Origin of the sequence: Microbacterium sp. Leaf179 (assembly GCF_001423785.1) — a bacterium.
Classification (GTDB): Bacteria; Actinomycetota; Actinomycetes; order Actinomycetales; family Microbacteriaceae; genus Microbacterium.
This window is the reverse complement of record NZ_LMPH01000006.1, coordinates 25825-44573: the sequence shown is the minus strand read 5'-3', so window position 1 is coordinate 44573 and position 18749 is coordinate 25825. Positions and strand designations below refer to the sequence as shown.

The following is an 18749-nucleotide window of genomic DNA, read 5'->3' as shown; positions in this document are numbered from 1 at the left end:
TTCGGGCAGATCCTTGACACCGCGGCTCGTCCCGGGCAGTGCGCGGGGCGCCGCGGATCAGCGCTTCAGCACCCGCCGGCGCACCAGCGCATCGAAGCGGGCCAGGCCCACGAGCATCCCGGGGAACGACGCCGACAGCCCCTTGCGCGGCAGGCGCTCCAGGGCCGCCTCGTCTCGGGGAAGGCGGTCCTGCTGCCCGCGCACCACCCGACGCGTCGCGTTGAGAAGCGCCAGGGGGTGGGTGTCGAGGGCGCTGTGCCCGTTGTGGATGCGCACGAGCACGGCATCCGGAGCCGACGCGACCACGCGCTCGGCGATGGGCGGCGGGGTGCGCAGGTCGCGGTCGCCCGAGAGCACCACGAGGGGCCAGTCGAAGGTGCGCACCGCCTCGACCAGGTCGTAGGGCTCCCCCGCGAAGGCCGGGTAGCGGTGCGCGAGGGGCAGGTAGGTCAGAGCCGGGTCGAGCGGGTGCCCGTCGGGGGTGCCGGCGTAGTGCAGCTCCCGGAAGGCGATGGTGCCCACGAGGTCGAAGTCGTAGATGCCGGGGATCCGCGCGATCGAGCGACCGCGGGTGGCGTAGGCGCCCAGCGCCCGCCACGCGAAACCCGGTTCGTGGCGCACGAGCGGGTGCACGAGATCGGTGCCGCCGAGCTCGTACGCCGCGCGCACGATGTCGAGCACGACCCGCTCATCGACGCCGTCGGCCACGAGGCGTTTCACACCGCGGGCCATGTCGTCGTCGGCATCCCAGAACAGCTCCCGCAGGCGCGCGCGCTCGAGGCCGATGTCGTGGGTCGACTGCAGGGCCGAGTCGAGCAGCATCGAGGCCACGCGCTGCGGATGCCGCGCCCCGAACGCCATCGCCAGATAACTGCCGTATGAGGAGCCGACGATCGCGGCCCGGTCGATGCCCTCGGCGTCGAGGACCGCGGCGAGATCGTCGAGCACGGCGGTCACGCGCATCGCCTCGGGCGGAAGGGGGCGCCCGTCGAGATCGCTGCGCGAGCGGCCGATTCCGCGGTGCTCGACCATGATCAGATCGAGCCCGCCGCGGGCGGCCCAGCGCCGCAGCCCCGCGTACGGCAGCACCGACGCGAGGCCCGGTCCCCCCGGGACGACGACGACGGGCGTGGCACCGCGCGGACCGGAGCGGACGTAGGTCAGGTCGAACGCCGGCGCCTCGTCGGTGGCGGGGCGCCGGAGGGATCGCACACTCTCGCGCATGCCTGCACGCTACCCGCGCTCGCGACGGTGCGTGCCAGGCGGGACCGCGGGGCCGAGGCGGATGCCGGTTGGCTGTGAGTTCGGGCGGCGACGGCGCCGCGGTCGTCCACGCTCCTTAGGCTCCGTTCGTGACCCCCACGCGCTCTCGAGCCCAGGATGTCCCGGCCGCCGTCGCCGGGATCTCGGCCGCCGTCCTCGGTGCCGGGCTCGGCGAGCTCGCTGCCGCCGTCATCGCCCCCGCGGCGAGCCCGTTCGCGGTGATCGGCGGCGGGATGATCGACATCGCACCCGCGTGGGCGAAAGACCTGGCCATCAGCCTGTTCGGCACGGGCGACAAGCTGGCGCTGCTCGTCGGCATCGCGGTGCTGCTGCTCGTGGTCGCCGGCGCCGCGGGGGTCGTGGAGCACCGCAAGGCGCCCTGGGGCCGGGTCGTGTTCGGGGCGCTGGGCGTCGTGGGCGCGATCGTGGCGATGACGCGCGCCGACGCGGGGATGCTCTCGCCGGTGCCGTCGCTCGTCGCCGGTGCGGCGGCCGCGGTGGTCGCCGCCCTGCTCGTCGCCCGCCTGCGCCGGCCCGCGGTGGCCGCCGCTCCGGCGACCGGGGAGGCCCCCGCCGCCTCGCCTGCGGACGGCCCCACCCGCCGGGGCGTCCTCGCCCTCTCGGGCGTCGCCGTCCTGGCCGGCGCCCTCGCCGCCCTCGGCTCCGTCGCCCTGAGCGGCGGCGCACGGGCCGTGACCGCCGTACGCAGCGCGCTGCGCCTTCCGACACCCGTGACCACCACCGCGGTGCCCGCCGCCGCGGAACTCGGTATCGACGGGCTCGCTCCCGTCCTCACCCCCTCGGCCGACTTCTACCGCATCGACACCGCCCTCGTCGTCCCCCAGGTCGATCCCGCGACCTGGTCGCTGCGCGTCCACGGTCTCGTCGAGCAAGAGGTCGTGCTGCGGTGGGACGACCTGGTCGCGCTCCCCCAGAAAGAGACCGTCGCCACGCTCGTCTGCGTGTCGAACGGAGTGGGCGGCTCGCTCATCGGCACGGCGCGGTGGCTGGGTGTCCCGCTTCGCGACATCCTCGCCCGGGCTCGGCCCACCGCCGAGGCCGACATGGTGCTCTCGCGCTCCATCGACGGGTTCACGGCATCCTCTCCGATCGAAGCGCTGACCGACGAGCGCGACGCTCTGCTGGCCATCGGCATGAACGGCGAACCGTTGCCCATCGAGCACGGTTTCCCGGTGCGCATGGTGGTGCCCGGCCTGTACGGCTACGTGTCGGCGACGAAGTGGGTCACCGAGCTCGAGGTCACGCGATACGCCGACGACGAGGGGTACTGGACCTCGCGCGGCTGGTCGGCGCGCGGCCCGGTGAAGCTCGCGTCGCGCATCGACGTGCCGCGGGCCGGGGCGCGCGTCCCGGTGGGCGACACCGTCATCGCCGGTGTCGCCTGGCAGACGCACGTCGGCGTCGCGGGCGTCGAGGTGCAGATCGACGACGGCGCCTGGCAGCCGGCGACGCTGGCCACGGCCATCTCGTCCGACACCTGGGTGCAGTGGAGCCTGCCGTGGAACGCCACCGGCGGCGATCACACCGTGCGGTGCCGCGCCATCTCGGCCGACGGGCAGACGCAGACCCCGAACGTCGCCGCCCCCGCCCCCGACGGCGCGACCGGCTGGGACGAGCTCACGGTCTCGGTCACCTGACCCCCTCTCGACCGCGTGAGTCGCCAGGATCTGTCGCTCCCGGGTGGGCCCGGGCGACGAATCCCGGCGACTCGCGCGTGTTACGAGAGAACGTGCCGGAGCTGTTCGACCGCCCAGTCGAGCTCGGTCGCGCGGATCGTCAGCGGCGGAGCGATGCGGATCGTCTGCCCGTGCGTGTCCTTCACGAGCACACCGCGGGCGAGCAGCTTCTCGGCGATCTCGCGCCCGGTGCCCGCGGCGGGGTCGATGTCGACACCGGCCCAGAGGCCCGCGATGCGGACGGCCGTCACGCCGTGGCCGACGAGCGTGTCGAGGCGACCGGCGAGGTGCTCGCCGAGCGCCGCCGCGCGCGTCTGGAACTCACCGGATGCCAGGATCTCGACGACACGCAGTCCCACGGCCGCGGCCAGCGGGTTGCCGCCGAACGTCGATCCGTGCTCGCCGGCGCGGATGACACCGAGCACGTCCTCGTTCGCGACGACCGCCGACAGGGGCAGGATGCCGCCGCCGAGCGCCTTGCCGAGCAGGTAGACGTCGGGAACGACGCGCTCGCGGTCGCACGCGAAGGTCGTCCCCACCCGGCCGAGACCCGACTGGATCTCATCGGCGATGAAGAGCACATCGTTCGCGGTGCAGATCTCGCGCACCCGTCGCAGGAACCCCTCAGGCGGGATGACGACGCCGGCCTCGCCCTGGATGGGCTCGAGGAGCACCGCCGCGGTGTTCTCGTCGATCGCCGCCGCGATGGCCTCCGCGTCGCCGTACGGCACGTGCACGAAGCCCGGCGCGTAGGGGCCGAAGTCGTCGTGCGCCGTGGGGTCGTCGCTGAAGCCGACGATCGTGGTCGTGCGGCCGTGGAAGTTACCGTTCGCGACGATGATCGTCGCGGCATCCGCAGCGATGCCCTTGGTGCGGTAGCCCCAGGCGCGCGCGACCTTGATGCCGGTCTCGACGGCCTCGGCCCCGCTGTTCATCGGCAGCACGAGGTCTTTGCCGCAGAGCTGCGCGAGCGCCGTGGCGAAGGGACCCAGACGGTCGTTGTGGTACGCGCGGCTGGTCAGGGTGAGGCGTTCGAGCTGCTCGCGCGCCGCCGCGAGGATCGCGGGGTGACCGTGGCCGAAGTTGAGAGCCGAGTAGGCCGAGAGCAGGTCGAGGTAGCGCTTGCCCTCGACGTCGGTGACCCACACGCCCTCGGCGCGCGAGACGACGACGGGGAGCGGGTGGTAGTTGTGCGCGAGGTGCGCGCCCTCTTCGGCGATCAGGTGCGCGCCGAGGTCGTCGACGGCGGTGCTCATCGGGATCCGCCTCGCAGCTCCAGCGTGCAGCACTTGATGCCGCCACCACCGAGCAGCAGCTCGGAGAGGTCGACCTTCACGGGCGTGTAGCCGCGCTCGCGCAGCTGGGCCTCGAAGCCCACGGCGCGGGGCGAGATGATGACGTTCTTGCCGTCGCTGGCCGAGTTGAGGCCGAACACCGAGCCGTCGGCATCCGAGACCCGGATCGCGTCGGGGTAGCGCTCGCGCAGGGTCGCCTGGCTCTTCTCGTCGAAGGCGTTCGGCAGGTAGGCGATGTTGGCCTTCTCGGCGCCCCCCGGTCCTTCCACGGGGTCGAGCACCGCGATCGCGGTGTCGAGGTGGTAGAACCGCGGGTCGGTGAGCGTCAGCGACACGACCTCGCGCGAGAAGACCTCGCCCACCTCGCGGTGGCTGTCACCGGTCGAGCGGAAGCCCGTCCCGGCGAGGATGGTGTCGCCCACGAGCAGGAAGTCGCCCTCGCCCTCGTTGACCTCGACGGGCTCGGCGACCTCGAAGCCGTTCGCGGCGAACCAGTCGATGAAAGCGGGCGCCTCGGCGGCGCGCTCGCGGAAGCGGAACTTGGGGCCGTAGGCGACGCCGTCGATGACGAAGCCGCCGTTGGCGGTGTAGACCATGTCGGGCAGTCCCTCGACGGGGTCGATCAGCTCGATCTCGTGCCCGAGCGACACGTAGGTGTCGTACAGCGCCTGCCACTGCGTCAGGGCCAGGTTGGTGTCGGTGGGCCGCGAGGGCTCCATCCACGGGTTGATGCTGTAGCTCACCGTGAAGTGCTCGGGCCGGCACATCAGATAGCGACGGCGCTGCTGCACGCGCTCGGTTCCGGCCGCGGAGGCGGCGGTCGAGTCGGTGGCGGCGGTGGGGGTAGCGGACATCTCTGCTCCTCGGAGAAAAGGTGCGGCGGACGCTGTCCTGGGGCCTGGTGGCCCTTCAACTCGACGACGCCGGGGCGCCGTGCGGGGAAAGGTCGATCCGAGCACGCCGCGGCCATTCTCGCACGCGGGCGCGGAAGGGCGCGAGCGGCGCTGCGCGGGGGCGTGGCCACACGCTCCGCGATGTGCAGAACCTCCGCGGCATCCGACGCCGGACCACGGAGGTTGCGCGCATCGCGGAGGATGCGCCCCCGCGAACAACCCGGATGCCGCCTACACGGCGCCGCGTACGCCCTCGGCCCGCAGCCGCGCGACGTCGGCCGCACCATGCAGGCCCGCGTCGGACCCGAGGCCCGTCGCCACCAGGCTGCCGCACGCCAGCCCTCGCTCGGCGGCCTCGACGATGTCGGCGCCGTCGACCAGCCCCCAGATGAACCCCGCGCTGAACGCATCGCCGCAGCCCGTCGTGTCGACCACGTCGACCGCGTATGCCGCGAGACGCATATCGCGCCGCTCACGCGTGCTGATGCTGACCCCCGCGGCCCCGCGGGTGATCACGACGGTGGCGACACCGGCATCCAGGTAGAACGCGATCGCCTCGTCGAGCGTCGTCGCTCCCGCGAACGACAGCGCGTCCTCTTCGCTGGGGAAGAGGTAGTCGACGAACGGCAGACACGGCAGCACGGCGTGACGATCGGCGGGAGCGCCGGTGGGGATGAAGTCCATCGTCGTCACGACACCGGCCGCACGCGCACGGCGGAGCAGATCGACGCTCGGCGCCCCATCGATGCCGGGCAGCAGGCACGTGCCGCCCAGGTGCAGCACGGCGACCTCGTCGAGGTCGACGGCCGCCAGGTCATCGGCGCGGATCGCGGCGTTCGACCCGATGACGTGCAGCGCCGGTCGGCTGCCGTCGCGGCGGATCGGCAGCATCGTCGCCGAGGTGGGGTGCGCGGACCGCACCGCCAGGGCGTCGACGTCGACACCCTCGGCGGCCATCGTCGAACGCAGGAACACACCCAGCGCGTCGTCGCCGACCGCTCCCACCGTGGCCACGGGCACGCCCAGGCGCGCGAGGTCGACGGCGGTCGCGGCGGCGGTGCCCGCCACGGTGAGGCGGATCTCGTCGAGCAGGGCGAGTCCCTGACCGGCAGGGATGGCGTCGACGTAGCGACCGAGCACGTCGGCGACGTGGAGGCCCACGGTCAGGACGCGACGGCCGCCGAGCGCACGGGTGGACTGCGACATGGGTCTCCTCGGTGTCGGGAACGGCCGAAGCCTACTGACGCGGTCACCGGTGACGACTTCATTTCACCGTGTGACGCCCGAGTCGAACGTTGTCTCGCCCCCTCCCTACGCTTCGAGAGTCCGCTCCCCGGCGGCACCCCACACAGCATCAGCGGCGACGCGCACCCCGACGCGAGCGCCCTCCGGCCCACAGGAGCCCCACCGTGAGAAAGTCCCTCCTCGCCCTTCCGGCGCTCGTCGTCGCGGCGGGCATCGCCCTCAGCGGCTGTTCGACCGTCTCGTCCGACGGCGCGGCCCCCAACGGCGAGGGCGTCGACGCCAGCCAGCCGCTCGCGGGCAAGACCATCGGCATCGCGGTCGTCGGAACGCAGCACTTCTGGGACCGCGAGGCCTTCCAGGGCGCGGTCGACGAGGTCACCAAGCTCGGCGGCACGCCGCTGACCACCGACGGCAACCGCGACAACACCCTGCACGCGCAGAACCACGACATCTTCCTCGCGCAGAACGTCGACGCGGTCATCACGATCCTCGGTGACGCCTCGGTCGACCCGAAGCTGCAGCAGCTGCACGACGCCGGCATCCCCGTCTTCGGGGTGGACCACGCCTCGGAGTACGCCGTCAACAACGCGCAGTCCGACAACCAGGTCGGCGGCGAGGCCCTCGGCAAGATCACCGGCGACGCCCTCGGCGGTCAGGGCAACGTCGCCGTGTTCAACGCGTTCGGCCAGAGCCTGTCGTTCTGCGGCGAGCGCTACGACGCGTGGAAGAACGAGCTCTCGACGGACTACCCCGGCGTCAAGCTCATCGAGCCCGAGCTCGCCGAGCAGTTCGCCAACGCGCCCGACGACGCGCGTCAGCAGACGCTCGCGCTGCTCGAGAAGTACCCGGTCGGAACGATCCAGGGCATCCACGTGGCGTGCTGGGACCAGCCCGCCATCGGCGTGGTGCAGGCCATCGAGGACTCCGGCCGCACCGACGTGAAGGTCACGGCCTTCGACGCCGGCCCCGACACCCTCGAGATCATGAGCGAGCCGAACAGCCCGTTCGTCGGCAACATCGCACAGCTTCCGCGCAAGATCGCCACGATCTCGGCCGACAACGTCGGCAAGTACTTCCTGGGCGAGACGGTCGACAAGGTCAGCTACGTCGACACGATCCCCGTCGCCGGTCCCGACGAGGCGAAGAAGGTCTCGAAGGAGCTGGGCTACACCCAGTGATCGAAAGCTCCTCCCCCCTCGTGACGCCGGTGCTCCGCATGACCGGCGTCACGAAGGCGTTCGCGGGCGTTCCGGCTCTCCGGGGCGCCTCGATCGACGTGCGCCCGGGCGAGGTGCACGGCCTCGTCGGCGAGAACGGCGCGGGCAAGTCCACGCTCATCAAGATCCTCGCGGGGCTGTACGAGCGCGACGGCGGCACCGTCGTCATCGACGGCACCGAGACCGAGCGGCTCACCCCCTCCGATGCGCACGCCGCCGGCATCCGGTTCGTGCACCAGGAGCTGCAGCTCGTGCCCGACATGACGGTGGCCGAGAACGTGTGGCTCGGCAACGAGCGGAGCGCGGGCGGGGTGCTCCGCGGCCGCGCGATGCGGGCGCGGGTGACCGAGGTGCTGCACGACGTGCTCGGCATCGACCTCTCCCCCACCCGGCTCGTGCGCGACCTCGGGCCCGCCGAACGCAAGCTCGCGCAGGTGGCCCGCGCGCTCGTCGACGACAACGCGCGCGTCATCGTCTTCGACGAGCCGACCGCCCCTCTCGCGAGCGCCGAGGCCGAGCAGCTGCTCGGGATCATCGGGCGCCTGCGCGAACGCGGCATCTCGAGCCTGTACATCTCGCACTACCTCGGCGAGGTCACGCGCATCTGCGACCGCGTGACCGTGCTGCGCGGCGGCCTCGACGTGGGCCGTCTCGAGGCGGTCGGGCCCGACAGCGGCCGCGAGATGATCCGCCTCATGATCGGGCGCGAGATCGACGACCTCTACCCCGCCCGCCGTCCGCCGGTGACCGCGCCGGCCGTGCTGAGCGCCCGCGGCCTCGGTGTCGGCACCGTGGTGCACGGCGTCGACCTCGACGCGCGCCCGGGCGAGATCGTCGGGGTGACGGGGCTTCTCGGCTCCGGCGCCTCGGAGCTCGGCGAGGCGCTCGTGGGCCTTCACCGCCACACCGGCGAGCTGCGCCTCGGCGAGCGCCGCTTCCGCCCGTCGAGCCCGGCCGCCGCCCTCGAGGCCGGCGTCGTGCTCGTGCCCCGCGACCGTCGTCACGACGGTGTCGTGCTCGACTTCTCGGTGCAGCAGAACCTCACGCTCTCCACGCTCTCGACCGATTCCCGCGCGGGGCTCCTCGACGCCCCCGCCGCCCGCGCGCGCGCCGACGAGCTGTCGGAGCGCCTCGACATCCGCCCCCGCGACACGACCGCCCAGACGCGGCTGCTCAGCGGCGGCAACCAGCAGAAGGTCGTGCTGGGCCGCAGCCTCGCCGCCGGCGCGCGCGTCATCGTGCTCGACGAGCCCACCGTCGGCGTCGACATCGGCGCCAAGCAGGAGATCTACCGCCTGTTGGCCGAGCTCGCGGCATCCGGGACCGCGGTGGTGGTCGTCTCGACCGACCCCGCCGAGGTGCTCGGACTCGCCGACCGCATCGTGGTGCTCGAGCGCGGACGCGTCGCCTACGAGGTGTCGACCGACGGTCTCACCCTCGAACACCTCAGCGCCCTCGTCACCGGCAGCGGTGACGCACGATCAGAAGGGGATGCCGCGTGAGCGCCCTCGCCGTCGAGCGCCCCGCGCTCGCTCCCCGCATCCGCAGCCTGCTGGCCCGGCGCGGCCCCCTGCTCGTCGTCCTCGCGATGACCGTGTACCTCGCCGTGACGGCGAAGGGCTTCCTCGGCCTCGCCAACGTCACCGCGAGCCTCACCCAGGCGGCCCCGGTCGCGCTGGTCGCGATGGGGCTCGCGATCGTCGTCATCGGCGGCGGCGACGACGTCGTGGTGGGCGGCATCGACCTGTCGATCCCGGCCACCGCGGCGCTGGCCACCGCGATCGTCAGCGATCAGCTGACCTCGTACGGCACACCGTTCGCGGTCGCCTTCGCCCTCGGCATCCTGGTCACGACCCTGTTCGGCGTGCTGAACGCGATCCTCGTCGGCTGGGTGGGACTGTCGTCGATCCTGGCGACGCTGGCCGTGTACGTCGCGGTCGTGGGCATCACGCGCGTGGTCAGCGGCAACCGCCGCATCGACGTCACCGACCCGCTCGTCGTCGCCGTGCGCGATACGCGGATCGCCGGCATCCCCCTCGCCGCCGTGCTCATGCTGATCGTGGCCGCGGTGCTCGTGTTCGTGCTGGCCCGCACGCCCTACGGCCTGCGCCTGCAGGCGGTCGGCGGCAACCGGGATGCCGCGACCTTCGCCGGCATCCCCGCTCAGCGCTACATCATGTCGACGTTCGTCATCGCGGGCGTCGTGGCGGGGCTCAGCTCGCTGCTGCTCGTCGCGCGCGGCTCGGGCAGCAGCCCGGGGATCGACGAGCGCCTCATGGTCGACATGGTGCTGGCGACTTTCCTCGGCGCCGCCTTCACCCGCCGCGGCACGGTCACCGTGTTCGGCTCGGTGCTGGGTGCCCTGTTCGTGGCGCTGCTGTCGAACGGTCTGATCCTCTCGCGGGTCGCCAACGCGTGGGTCGACGGGTTCAAGGGCGTGCTGATCCTGCTCGTCGTGGCCGCGGCCGCGGCGCGCAAGAACGAGGAGTCCCGCGCATGAGCACGACCGCCCCCCGCGCCCGGTGGTCGGGCGTCGCCGGCTCGGCCGCCGCGACCGTCACCCGCTACGGCTTCGTCGCCGCGTTCGCCGTGCTCATCGTGTTCTTCTCGTTCGCGAGCGACGCGTTCCTGCGCCCGAGCAACCTGCTCAACGTGCTCGACGGCGTCGCGATCCTGCTGCTGGTCGCCCTGGCCCTCACCGTCGTGGTGTCGTCGGGCGGAATCGACCTGTCGGCGGCGGTCGCCGTGGACTTCGGCGCGTGGTTCGCGATCGTGTCGATGATGTCGTTCGGGATGCCGTGGCCCGTGGCCGTGCTGCTCGGACTCCTCGGCGGCGCGCTCATCGGCGCGCTCAACGCCTTCCTCATCGTGGGGCTCGGGGTCACCCCCTTCCTCGCCACGCTCGGCACCTTCTTCATCGGCCGCAGCGCCCAGCAGATCGGCACCAACGGCGGGGCCAGCGTGAGCTTCCGCGCCGCCCCCGAGGGCTTCACCTTCCTCGGCTCGGGCGACGTGCTGGGCATCGGCATCCCCGTGATCATCGCCGCCGTCGCGGCGGTGGGTGTCGGCATCCTGCTGCACCGCACCCCCGCGGGCGTGCGCATCCAGGCGATGGGCCTGCAGGACCGCGCGGCGGTCGTCGCGGGGCTGCGCACCCGCCGCATCCGCGTGCTCGTGTACGTCGGCGCGGGCGTGCTGTGCGCGGCGGGCGGCATCCTGCTGAGCGCGTCGCTGCGCCTGTACACCCCGCTCGCCGGGTTCAGCTACCTGCTCGACGCCATCGCCGCGGTGTTCATCGGCGCCTCGATGCACCCGCGGTCAAGGCCCAACGTCCCCGGCACCGTCGTGGGAGTACTGTTCCTCGGCGTGCTCGCGAACGGCCTCGACCTGCTCGGCCTCGACTTCAACGTCAAGGCCGCCGTGCAGGGCGTGGTGCTGCTCGTCGCCCTCGTGCTGGCGTACACCGTCGCGCAGCGCGCGCGGGCAGCGGCGGAGCGCCGGCCCGCCCCGGCGGCCCCCGCCGCCGGCACCGTGGGCTCGGCCCCGGCCGGCGAGCGCACCACGATCCCGCCCTCGACCACCGACACCACCTCGGGCGGCACGGCGTGACCCCCGCCGTCCTCGGCATCGACGCCGGCACCACCGCGGTCAAGGCCGTGCTGTACTCGCTCGAGGGCGAGACGCTCGCCGCCGGCCACCGGGCCGTGAGCGTCGTGCGCACCCCCGACGGCGGGGCCGAGAGCGACATCGACGCGGTCTGGGAGGCCGTCGTCGGCGCCGTCCGCCAGGCCCTGTCGCTCGCGCGGAGCGCCCAGCCCGATGTCGTCGCGATCGGCGTCACGGGCCAGGGCGACGGCGCCTGGTTGGTCGACGGCGAGGGACGCCCGGTGCGCCCCGCGGCCCTGTGGCTCGACGGCCGAGGCGCCGACCGCGTCGCGGCCTGGCAGCGCGACGGGCGCGACGCCGCCGTCGTCGCCGCAACCGGCTCGGCCAGCTTCCCCGGCACCCTGCCCGTGCTGCTCGACGGCTTCGCCGAGACCGAGCCCGAGACGCTCGCCCGCGCGGCCCACCACCTCAACTGCAAGGACGCGGTGCGCCACCGCCTCACCGGCGAGGTCGCCACCGATCCCTCCGAGGCCTCGCGCACCTACCTCGACCCGGCGACTCTGGCGTACTCCGACGAGATGATCGACGCGCTCGGTCACCGCCGGTTCGCGCACCTCCTCGCCCCGGTGCGCGCCCCGCACGAGGTCGCCGGACCGCTCACCGACGCGGCCGCCGACGAGCTCGGCCTCACCGCCGGGGTCGCGGTGGCCGTGGGGCTCGTCGACTCCGCCGCGTGCCCGGTGGGCCTGGGCGCCCTCGCCGATCAAGACGGCTGGGTCGTGCTCGGCACCACCGCCACCGTGGCCGTCAACCGGGCCGATCGGGCCGCCGCCGACAGCGGGATCGGCATCCTTCTTCCCACCGGCCGCGGCACGCAGGTGATCGAGGCCCTGTCGTCGATGGTGGGCACCCCCAACCTCGACTGGGTGCGGGACTCGCTCGGGCTGTCCGATCGCGGATGGAGCGAGCTGGAGCGCCTCGCCCGCACCGCGACCGACGGCAGCGGCGGCGTCGTCTACCTGCCCTACGGATCGCCGAGCGGCGAGCGCGCCCCCTTCGTCGACGCCGCGGCCTCGGCCTCGTGGGTGGGCATGAGCGTCACGACCACCCCGGCGCAGTTGCTGCGCAGCGTCTTCGAGGGGCTCGCGTTCACCGTGGCCGAGAGCCTCGACCTGCTGGATGCCGGTGACCGGGTGCCCGTGTGCGGCGGCGGCGCGCGCAGCGACCTGCTCTGCCAGTTGCTCGCCGACGTGTCGGGACGCACCATCGTGCGCACCGCCGACCCCGAGATCGGCGCGCGTGGAGCCGCGACCATCGCCCTCGTGGCGGCCGGGCTCGCCGACGACCTGGCGGCCGCGGTGCGGGTGTTCCCCGCCGACACGGTCGAGTTCACCCCCCACCTCTCCCTCGCCCTGGGGGCTGCGCGCGACGTGTTCGCGCGCGTGCGCGCGGCGCTGCGGCCGGAGTGGCCCGCGCTGCGCGTGCTGGGTCGACTGTCGCCCCCGGCGGAGACGGCCGCGTCCGATCCCGCGCGCGAGGGCACGCGCCCCGCCACCGACCCCGCCGAGACCGAGCGCGTCGACGCCGCGGCCCCCGCCGCCCACCTCGACGCGTCCCGCCCCGAATCCCCCACCCCCGAGAGGACACGCGCGTGACCCGCACCGTCATCACGGCCCCCTTCGACCCGCGCACCGCCGCCGAGATCGCGGGCGACGTGCTCGTGGCATCCGAGGCCGAGACCGGCCAGTCGCTCGGCGCCCGCACCGCCGCCGACCCCGCCTTCGCCGCCGCCCTGGCCGACGCCGACGTGGTGATCGCCGAGCTCGACCGCATCGACGATGCGGCTCTCGCGGCCGCCCCCCGCCTCGCGCTCGTCGTCGCGTGCCGCGCGAACCCCGCCAACGTCGATCTGGCCGCGTGCGCCGCGCGCGGGGTCGAGGTGCGCACGACCCCGGGCCGCAACGCCGACGTCACCGCCGACTTCACCCTCGCGCTGCTGCTCGCGACGGTGCGCCACGTGCCCGCCGCCTCGGCGTGGCTGCGCGAGGGCCACTGGAGCGCCCACGACGTGTTCGAGCCCTACGCGCGCTTCCGTGGCATCGGGCTCTCGGGTCGTCAGCTCGGCGTGGTCGGAGCCGGCGCCGTCGGCCGCCGCGTCGTCCGGCGCGCCCAGGGCTTCGACCTGCGCATCGCCGTGTACGACCCGTTCCTCGCCCCCGGCGCCCTCGGCGACGACGTACAGCACGTCGAGCTCGACGACCTGCTCGCCGAGAGCGACATCGTCACCCTGCACGTCCCGCTGACGCCCGAGACGACCGGGCTGCTGGGGGCGCGGGAACTGGCGCTCCTGCGCTCCGACGCCTACCTGATCAACGCCGGGCGCGCCGCCCTCGTCGATCGTGACGCGCTGCTCGCGGTGCTCCGCGACCGACGCATCGCCGGCGCCGGGTTCGACGTGTTCCACGACGAGCCCCTCGCGCCCGACGACGAGCTGCTCAGCCTGCCGAACGTCACCCTCACCCCGCACATCGCCGGGGCCTCCGACGACGTCGTCGTCGAGCACTCCCGCCTGGCGGCCGCGGCCGTGGCATCGTTCTTCTCCCGGAAAGAGACCTCATGACCGTCACCCCCACCGCCGACGTCGTCGTGCTCGACATCGAGGGCACGACCTCGGCCGCCGGCTTCATCCTGGGCGACCTCTACGACTACGCCCGCCCGCGCCTCGACGAGGTGCTCGGCCGCGACGACGACACGGTCCGCGCCGCCCGCGCCGACGCGATCGTCGAGACGGGCCTGGATGCCGATGCCTCCGACGCCGAGATCGCCGAGGCGCTGCGCGGACTCATGGCGAAGGACGTCAAGTCGACGCCCCTGAAGACGCTCCAGGGCATCATCTGGGCCGAGGGCTTCGCCGCGGGCGAGATCCACTCGCAGTTCTTCGACGACGTGCCGCCACGCCTGCACGCGTGGCACGAGGACGGCATCCGTCTCGCCGTGTACTCGTCGGGCTCGATCGCCTCGCAGGTGCCGTGGTTCCGCCACGCCCCGCAGGGCGACCTCACCCCCCTCGTCGAGGACTTCTTCGACACCGTGAAGGCCGGGCCGAAGAAGGAGCGCGCGTCGTTCGACGCCATCGCCGCGGCCCTCGACGTCTCGCCCGAGCGCGCCCTGTTCCTCACCGACCACCCCGACGAGGTGACCGCCGCCCTCGCCGCGGGCTGGCAGGTCGTCGCCCTCGACCGCGCGGGCGAGCCGTGGGCCGGCGCCGACTTCGCCGCGCCCGCCGTGGCGTCCTTCGACGAGATCGAGGTCACCCGATGAGTCTTCCCGCCGCCGACCGCGTGCAGGCCGCCGGGGCCGCCCTCGCCGCCGAGGCCTCGCGCTTCTCGGGCTACGGCTGGATGCGCGGGACCTCGGGCAACCTCTCGGTCGTCGTCGACCGCGACCCGCTCGTGCTCGCCGTCACCGCCTCGGGCCTCGACAAGTCGCTGCTCACCGACGCCGACGTCGTGCTCATCGACGCCGCCGGTCACGCCATCGACGCCGACGACCCCCGACCCCCGTCGGCCGAGTCGGGCCTGCACGCGCACATCGCCGCCCGCACGGGCGCGAACGCCGTGTTCCACGTGCACGCGTTCGACGCCGTCGTCGCCGGGCATCGGTGGCCGAGCGGCGTCGAGATCCGCGACATGGAGATGCTCAAGGGCATCGGCCACCTCGCCGACGACGAGACGGTCACCGTCCCCGTCATCCGCAACCACCAGGACATGACCGTCGAAGCCGGCTGGTTCGACGAGGTCTACCGACCCGCCACCGCCTCGGTGCCCGAGGTCCCCGCCCTGATCGTCGCGAACCACGGCATGTACGCCTGGGGTGCTGATGTGGCTGCGGCCCGTCGCCACCTCGAGATCACCGAGTGGCTCTTGCGCTTCGCCGTCGCGACGCGCTGAGCTTCGGCATCCCTCTTCCCCACCCCCAACGAAAGGAGCGGCCATGACCCTGCTGACCGTCTGGAAAGCGACCGACCCGAGCACGCCCGTGCTCGAGACCACCGAAGAGAGCGAGATCCGCGAGGCCCTCGCCGAACTCGGCGCCCGTTTCTCGCGCTGGGAGGTCAAGGACGTGCCCACCGGCGCCTCGCAGGACGAGGTGCTCGCGCTGTACGCCGACGAGATCGGCGAGGTGAAGGAGCGCGAGGGCTACACCCTCGTCGACGTCGTCGCCCTCGACCCCGCGCAGGACGACTACGACGAGGTCAAGACGCCGTTCCGCGAGAAGTTCCTGTCGGAGCACGCGCACGACGACGACGAGGACCGCTACTTCGCCAAGGGTGCCGGCGTGTTCTACCTGCACGCGAACGAGAAGGTGCACGCGGTGTACTGCGAGGCGGGCGACCTCATCTCGGTGCCGGCGAACACCACGCACTGGTTCGACATGGGCACCTCGCCCCACTACGTGAGCGTGCGCTTCTTCCACGACGACGACGGCTGGGTCGGCCACTTCACCGGCAGCCCGATCGCCGAGTCGTTCGCGTCGTTCGACCAGCTGGCGGAACGTCGCGCGCAGCTCGCCTGAGCTTCCGCTCGGGCCGGCCGGCCCCGGCCGGTCGCACCTCGCAGAAACGCCCGATCCCCGCAGTCTTCCCCACGGATTCTGCGGGGAACGGGCGTTTCTGCATGCCCGGGTCGCCGTGACGACCCGGGCACGGCGACCGAAGAGATCGCGCTGTCGCGACGAGCCCCTCGCGCTCGTCAGGCGATCATGCCCGCGCGAGCGAGAGCGCAGCCCACGCGATGGGCGGCAGGCTCACGTGCAGGATGCCGCCGTCCAGCCGAGCCGCGACGGTTCCCGGCTGCACGCGCTCGGGCTCGTCGAGCGTGTTGCGCGCGTACGGGTCGTCGTCGTGGAGCAGGTGTGTCTCGACGATCTCGACGTCGCCCAGCCCGCTGACGTCGATCGCGAGGTCGACGGCCTCTTCGCGACCGCGGTGCACCACGAAGATCGCGGTGGCACCGGTCTCGGCGTCGTGGGTGGCGACCGCGTCCACCGCCGGGACCGCGCCGAACTTCTCGGTACCGATGAGCGGTGCCTCGACCTGCAGGCGTACCGCGTCGCCCTGCGCGAGCCGCGAGGTGATCGCGAAGGGGAAGAACGTCGTCTGGCGCCAGGACGGTCCGCCGGGCTCGGTCATGATCGGGGCGATCACATTGACGAGCTGGGCCAGAGACGCCGATGCCACGCGGTCGGCGTGCTTGAGCAGCGAGATCATGAGGCTGCCGAAGACCACGGCATCCAGAGCCGAGTACACGTCCTCGAGCAGGCGCGGGGCGACCGGCCAGTTGTCGACGCCGGTGATCTGGTCGACGTCGTGGAAGCGGGTCTGGTACCAGATGTTCCACTCGTCGAACGAGATCTCGATTCTCTTCGCGCTGCCGCGCACGGCGCCGACGTGGTCGGCGGTCGCGACGACGGCCTCGATGAAGCGGTCGGTGTCGACGGACGAGGCGAGGAACGAGTCGATGTCGCCGTCGTGCTCCTGGTAATACGCGTGGCACGAGATCATGTCGACGTCGTCGTACGTGTGCTCCAGCACGACGCGCTCCCACTCGCCGAACGTCGGCATCGACGCTCCCGACGATCCGCACACCACGAGTTCGATCGAGGGGTCCAGCTGGCGCATGCCCTTCGCGGTCTGAGACGCGATCTTGCCGTAGTCATCGGCCGAACGGTGGCCGAGCTGCCAGGGCCCGTCCATCTCGTTGCCGAGGCACCACACGCGCACGGCGAACGGCTCCGCCCGACCGTTGTCGATGCGCTGCTGAGACAGGGTCGTGCCCCCGGGGACGTTGCTGTACTCGAGCAGGTCGAGGGCCTCGAGCGTGCCCCGGGTGCCGAGGTTGACGGCCAGCATGAGGTCGCTGCCGGCCTTGTCGAGCCAGTCCGCGAACTCGTGCAGGCCGATCTCGTTCGTCTCGGTCGAGTGCCACGCGAGGTCGAGGCGGCGCGGGCGCTGTGCGCGCGGTCCGACGCTGTCCTCCCACCGGAAGCCCGAGACGAAGTTGCCGCCGGGGTAACGGATCGTCGAGACCCCGAGCTCGCGCACGAGCTCCAGCACGTCGCGACGGAAGCCCTGCTCGTCGGCCTCGGGGTGGCCGGGTTCGTAGATGCCGTCGTAGACGTGGCGGCCGAGGTGCTCGACGAAACCGCCGAACAGACGGCGACGGACGGCCCCGATCGGGAAGCGGGGGTCGAGAGTCAGGCGGGCGGTGGTCATCGTGCTCCTCGGGATGCGTACTCGGCGAATCGGTCGGCGACGGGGTTGCGGCGGCGCGCGAGCCCGGTCTCGGTCTCCACGAGGTCGTGGAGCCCCATGGTCAGAAGATGGGCGGACCGCGTCTCGTCGCTGTGCCGGTAGGTCCACTCGTACATGTCGAACAGCGGCCACCACGTGTAGCCGACGACGTCGACCCCGTCGGCGCGAAGCCCCTGGACGGTGGCGACGGAATCGTCCAGCCATCGCAGGCGGGTGGCGACGTCGTCGGTCACGCACGTCTCGGCGAGCATCACCGGCGCGCCGTAGCGGGCGGCGTAGGTGCGCAGCATCTCGGCGAGCCCCTCGACCCCGTCGTCACGCGTGGGACGGGGGTCGGCGAAGCCGCCGGAGTGATGGATGCCGCTTTCGAACAGTTCCGTCGAGTGCCGGGGGTAGTAGTTGACGCCCATCACATCGGGCTGCACGGCGTTCTCGGCGAACCACGCGAGCGTCTCGTCGGAGGTGCCGTGCGCGCGCAGCAGAGGGAGGAGCGGATGGTCCGCCCCGACCGCACCGGTCACGAGATCCTCGACGAGGAAAGCCTGGTGGCGGTATCGCTCGGCCGTCTCGCGGTGTTCGGGAGCATCGATGTCACCGGCGTACCGCATCGACGCGTCGACGTGCACGAAGGTGGCGCGATCGCCGAGCACCTCGGCCACCGCCCGCTGGGTCTCGACGAAGCCGCGGGCGATCGCGGTCGAGATCTCGACGAGTCCGGCGAGGCCCCGACGGTACGGGGGCCAGTAGGCGTACTCGCCGCTGAACAGGGAGTGCAGCATCGGCTCGTTGACGGGGGTGTAGTCGGTGGCGAGGTCGCGATAACGATCCGCGGCGCGCGCGGCGTACTCGGCGACGAACGAGGCGTAGTCGGGGTGGGCGAACTCGCCCTCGATCCACGTCGGCGTGCCGTAGTGCAGCAGATCGACGATCGGCCGGATGCCGCGAGCGGCGAAGCCGTCGAGCACCCGGTCGGTCCACGACCAGTCCCACGTCCCGCGCTCGGGCGACACGACGTGCCACGGGATCCCCCAGCGCAAGAACTCGGCATCCACCGACACCGCCAGGTCGAGGTCGTCACCCCAGCGCTCGTAATGCTCGGTGAGGGCGTACTCGTCGATCGCGCGCTCGCCCGGGCGTTCTTGCGGCACGAAGGTGTTCTCGATGCCGGCACCGAAGTGCAGCCGGCCGTCGCGATACCAGGGGGTCGTCGACATGGGGGT

At 72.7% G+C, this 18749-nt stretch carries 16 protein-coding genes; 10 read left to right on the top strand and 6 right to left on the bottom strand.

Features of this window, described 5'->3' with window-relative positions:
• Window positions 1-57: 57 nt before the first annotated feature.
• Window positions 58-1224: an alpha/beta fold hydrolase gene (locus ASF96_RS15615; protein WP_055940766.1), complete on the bottom strand. Its 1167-nt coding sequence runs from the start codon at window positions 1222-1224 to the stop codon at window positions 58-60.
• 128 nt (window positions 1225-1352) lie between these two features.
• On the opposite strand from ASF96_RS15615, the gene ASF96_RS15610 reads away from it, so the two are divergent.
• Window positions 1353-2921, top strand: a complete 1569-nt coding sequence (locus ASF96_RS15610; protein ID WP_055940764.1) for a molybdopterin-dependent oxidoreductase — start codon at window positions 1353-1355, stop codon at window positions 2919-2921.
• An 80-nt stretch (window positions 2922-3001) separates the two neighbouring features.
• Here ASF96_RS15610 and rocD read toward each other — a convergent pair whose 3' ends face one another.
• The 3 genes from rocD to ASF96_RS15595 all read right to left on the bottom strand — a co-directional run bounded on the left by rocD (window position 3002) and on the right by ASF96_RS15595 (window position 6354).
• Window positions 3002-4216, bottom strand: a complete 1215-nt coding sequence (gene rocD / locus ASF96_RS15605; protein ID WP_055940761.1) for an ornithine--oxo-acid transaminase — start codon at window positions 4214-4216, stop codon at window positions 3002-3004.
• Window positions 4213-5109, bottom strand: a complete 897-nt coding sequence (gene ddaH / locus ASF96_RS15600) for a dimethylargininase (protein WP_200934113.1) — start codon at window positions 5107-5109, stop codon at window positions 4213-4215. The genes rocD and ddaH overlap by 4 nt, the downstream gene beginning before the upstream one ends.
• Window positions 5110-5379: 270 nt before the next feature.
• A complete protein-coding gene (locus tag ASF96_RS15595; protein WP_055940758.1) occupies window positions 5380-6354 on the bottom strand; it encodes a carbohydrate kinase family protein in 975 nt (324 codons plus the stop codon).
• A 203-nt stretch (window positions 6355-6557) separates the two neighbouring features.
• On the opposite strand from ASF96_RS15595, the gene ASF96_RS15590 reads away from it, so the two are divergent.
• From ASF96_RS15590 to ASF96_RS15550, 9 genes are read left to right on the top strand one after another with little or no spacing between them, the layout of a single operon-like run.
• Complete coding sequence (locus tag ASF96_RS15590) at window positions 6558-7571, top strand: sugar ABC transporter substrate-binding protein (RefSeq protein WP_198424671.1); 1014 nt, start codon at window positions 6558-6560, stop codon at window positions 7569-7571.
• A gap of 38 nt (window positions 7572-7609) precedes the next feature.
• Window positions 7610-9112 (top strand): sugar ABC transporter ATP-binding protein, encoded by a 1503-nt coding sequence (locus tag ASF96_RS15585; protein ID WP_055940866.1) that lies wholly within the window; start codon window positions 7610-7612, stop codon window positions 9110-9112.
• The gene (locus ASF96_RS15580) at window positions 9109-10110 is read left to right on the top strand and encodes an ABC transporter permease (protein WP_055940749.1); all 1002 of its coding nucleotides are present in this window, start codon (window positions 9109-9111) and stop codon (window positions 10108-10110) included. The genes ASF96_RS15585 and ASF96_RS15580 overlap by 4 nt, the downstream gene beginning before the upstream one ends.
• Window positions 10107-11219, top strand: coding sequence for an ABC transporter permease (locus tag ASF96_RS15575; protein WP_082509763.1), 1113 nt, complete (start codon window positions 10107-10109; stop codon window positions 11217-11219). Before ASF96_RS15580 ends, ASF96_RS15575 begins: the two co-directional genes overlap by 4 nt.
• The gene (locus ASF96_RS15570; RefSeq protein WP_055940746.1) at window positions 11216-12871 is read left to right on the top strand and encodes an FGGY-family carbohydrate kinase; all 1656 of its coding nucleotides are present in this window, start codon (window positions 11216-11218) and stop codon (window positions 12869-12871) included. Before ASF96_RS15575 ends, ASF96_RS15570 begins: the two co-directional genes overlap by 4 nt.
• Window positions 12868-13836 carry an NAD(P)-dependent oxidoreductase gene (locus ASF96_RS15565; RefSeq protein WP_055940744.1) on the top strand — a complete coding sequence of 323 codons (969 nt, stop codon included), beginning with the start codon at window positions 12868-12870 and terminating at the stop codon, window positions 13834-13836. The genes ASF96_RS15570 and ASF96_RS15565 overlap by 4 nt, the downstream gene beginning before the upstream one ends.
• Window positions 13833-14537, top strand: coding sequence for an acireductone synthase (mtnC, locus tag ASF96_RS15560; protein ID WP_055832842.1), 705 nt, complete (start codon window positions 13833-13835; stop codon window positions 14535-14537). The genes ASF96_RS15565 and mtnC overlap by 4 nt, the downstream gene beginning before the upstream one ends.
• The gene (mtnB, locus tag ASF96_RS15555) at window positions 14534-15166 is read left to right on the top strand and encodes a methylthioribulose 1-phosphate dehydratase (protein ID WP_055940741.1); all 633 of its coding nucleotides are present in this window, start codon (window positions 14534-14536) and stop codon (window positions 15164-15166) included. Before mtnC ends, mtnB begins: the two co-directional genes overlap by 4 nt.
• A gap of 43 nt (window positions 15167-15209) precedes the next feature.
• On the top strand, window positions 15210-15791 hold the full coding sequence (locus tag ASF96_RS15550; protein ID WP_055940740.1) for a 1,2-dihydroxy-3-keto-5-methylthiopentene dioxygenase: 582 nt from the start codon (window positions 15210-15212) through the stop codon (window positions 15789-15791).
• A gap of 184 nt (window positions 15792-15975) precedes the next feature.
• Here ASF96_RS15550 and arfA read toward each other — a convergent pair whose 3' ends face one another.
• A complete protein-coding gene (arfA, locus tag ASF96_RS15545; RefSeq protein ID WP_055940737.1) occupies window positions 15976-17490 on the bottom strand; it encodes an arabinosylfuranosidase ArfA in 1515 nt (504 codons plus the stop codon).
• Window positions 17487-18743, bottom strand: coding sequence for a family 1 glycosylhydrolase (locus ASF96_RS15540; RefSeq protein WP_055940734.1), 1257 nt, complete (start codon window positions 18741-18743; stop codon window positions 17487-17489). The genes arfA and ASF96_RS15540 overlap by 4 nt, the downstream gene beginning before the upstream one ends.
• Window positions 18744-18749: the final 6 nt, after the last annotated feature.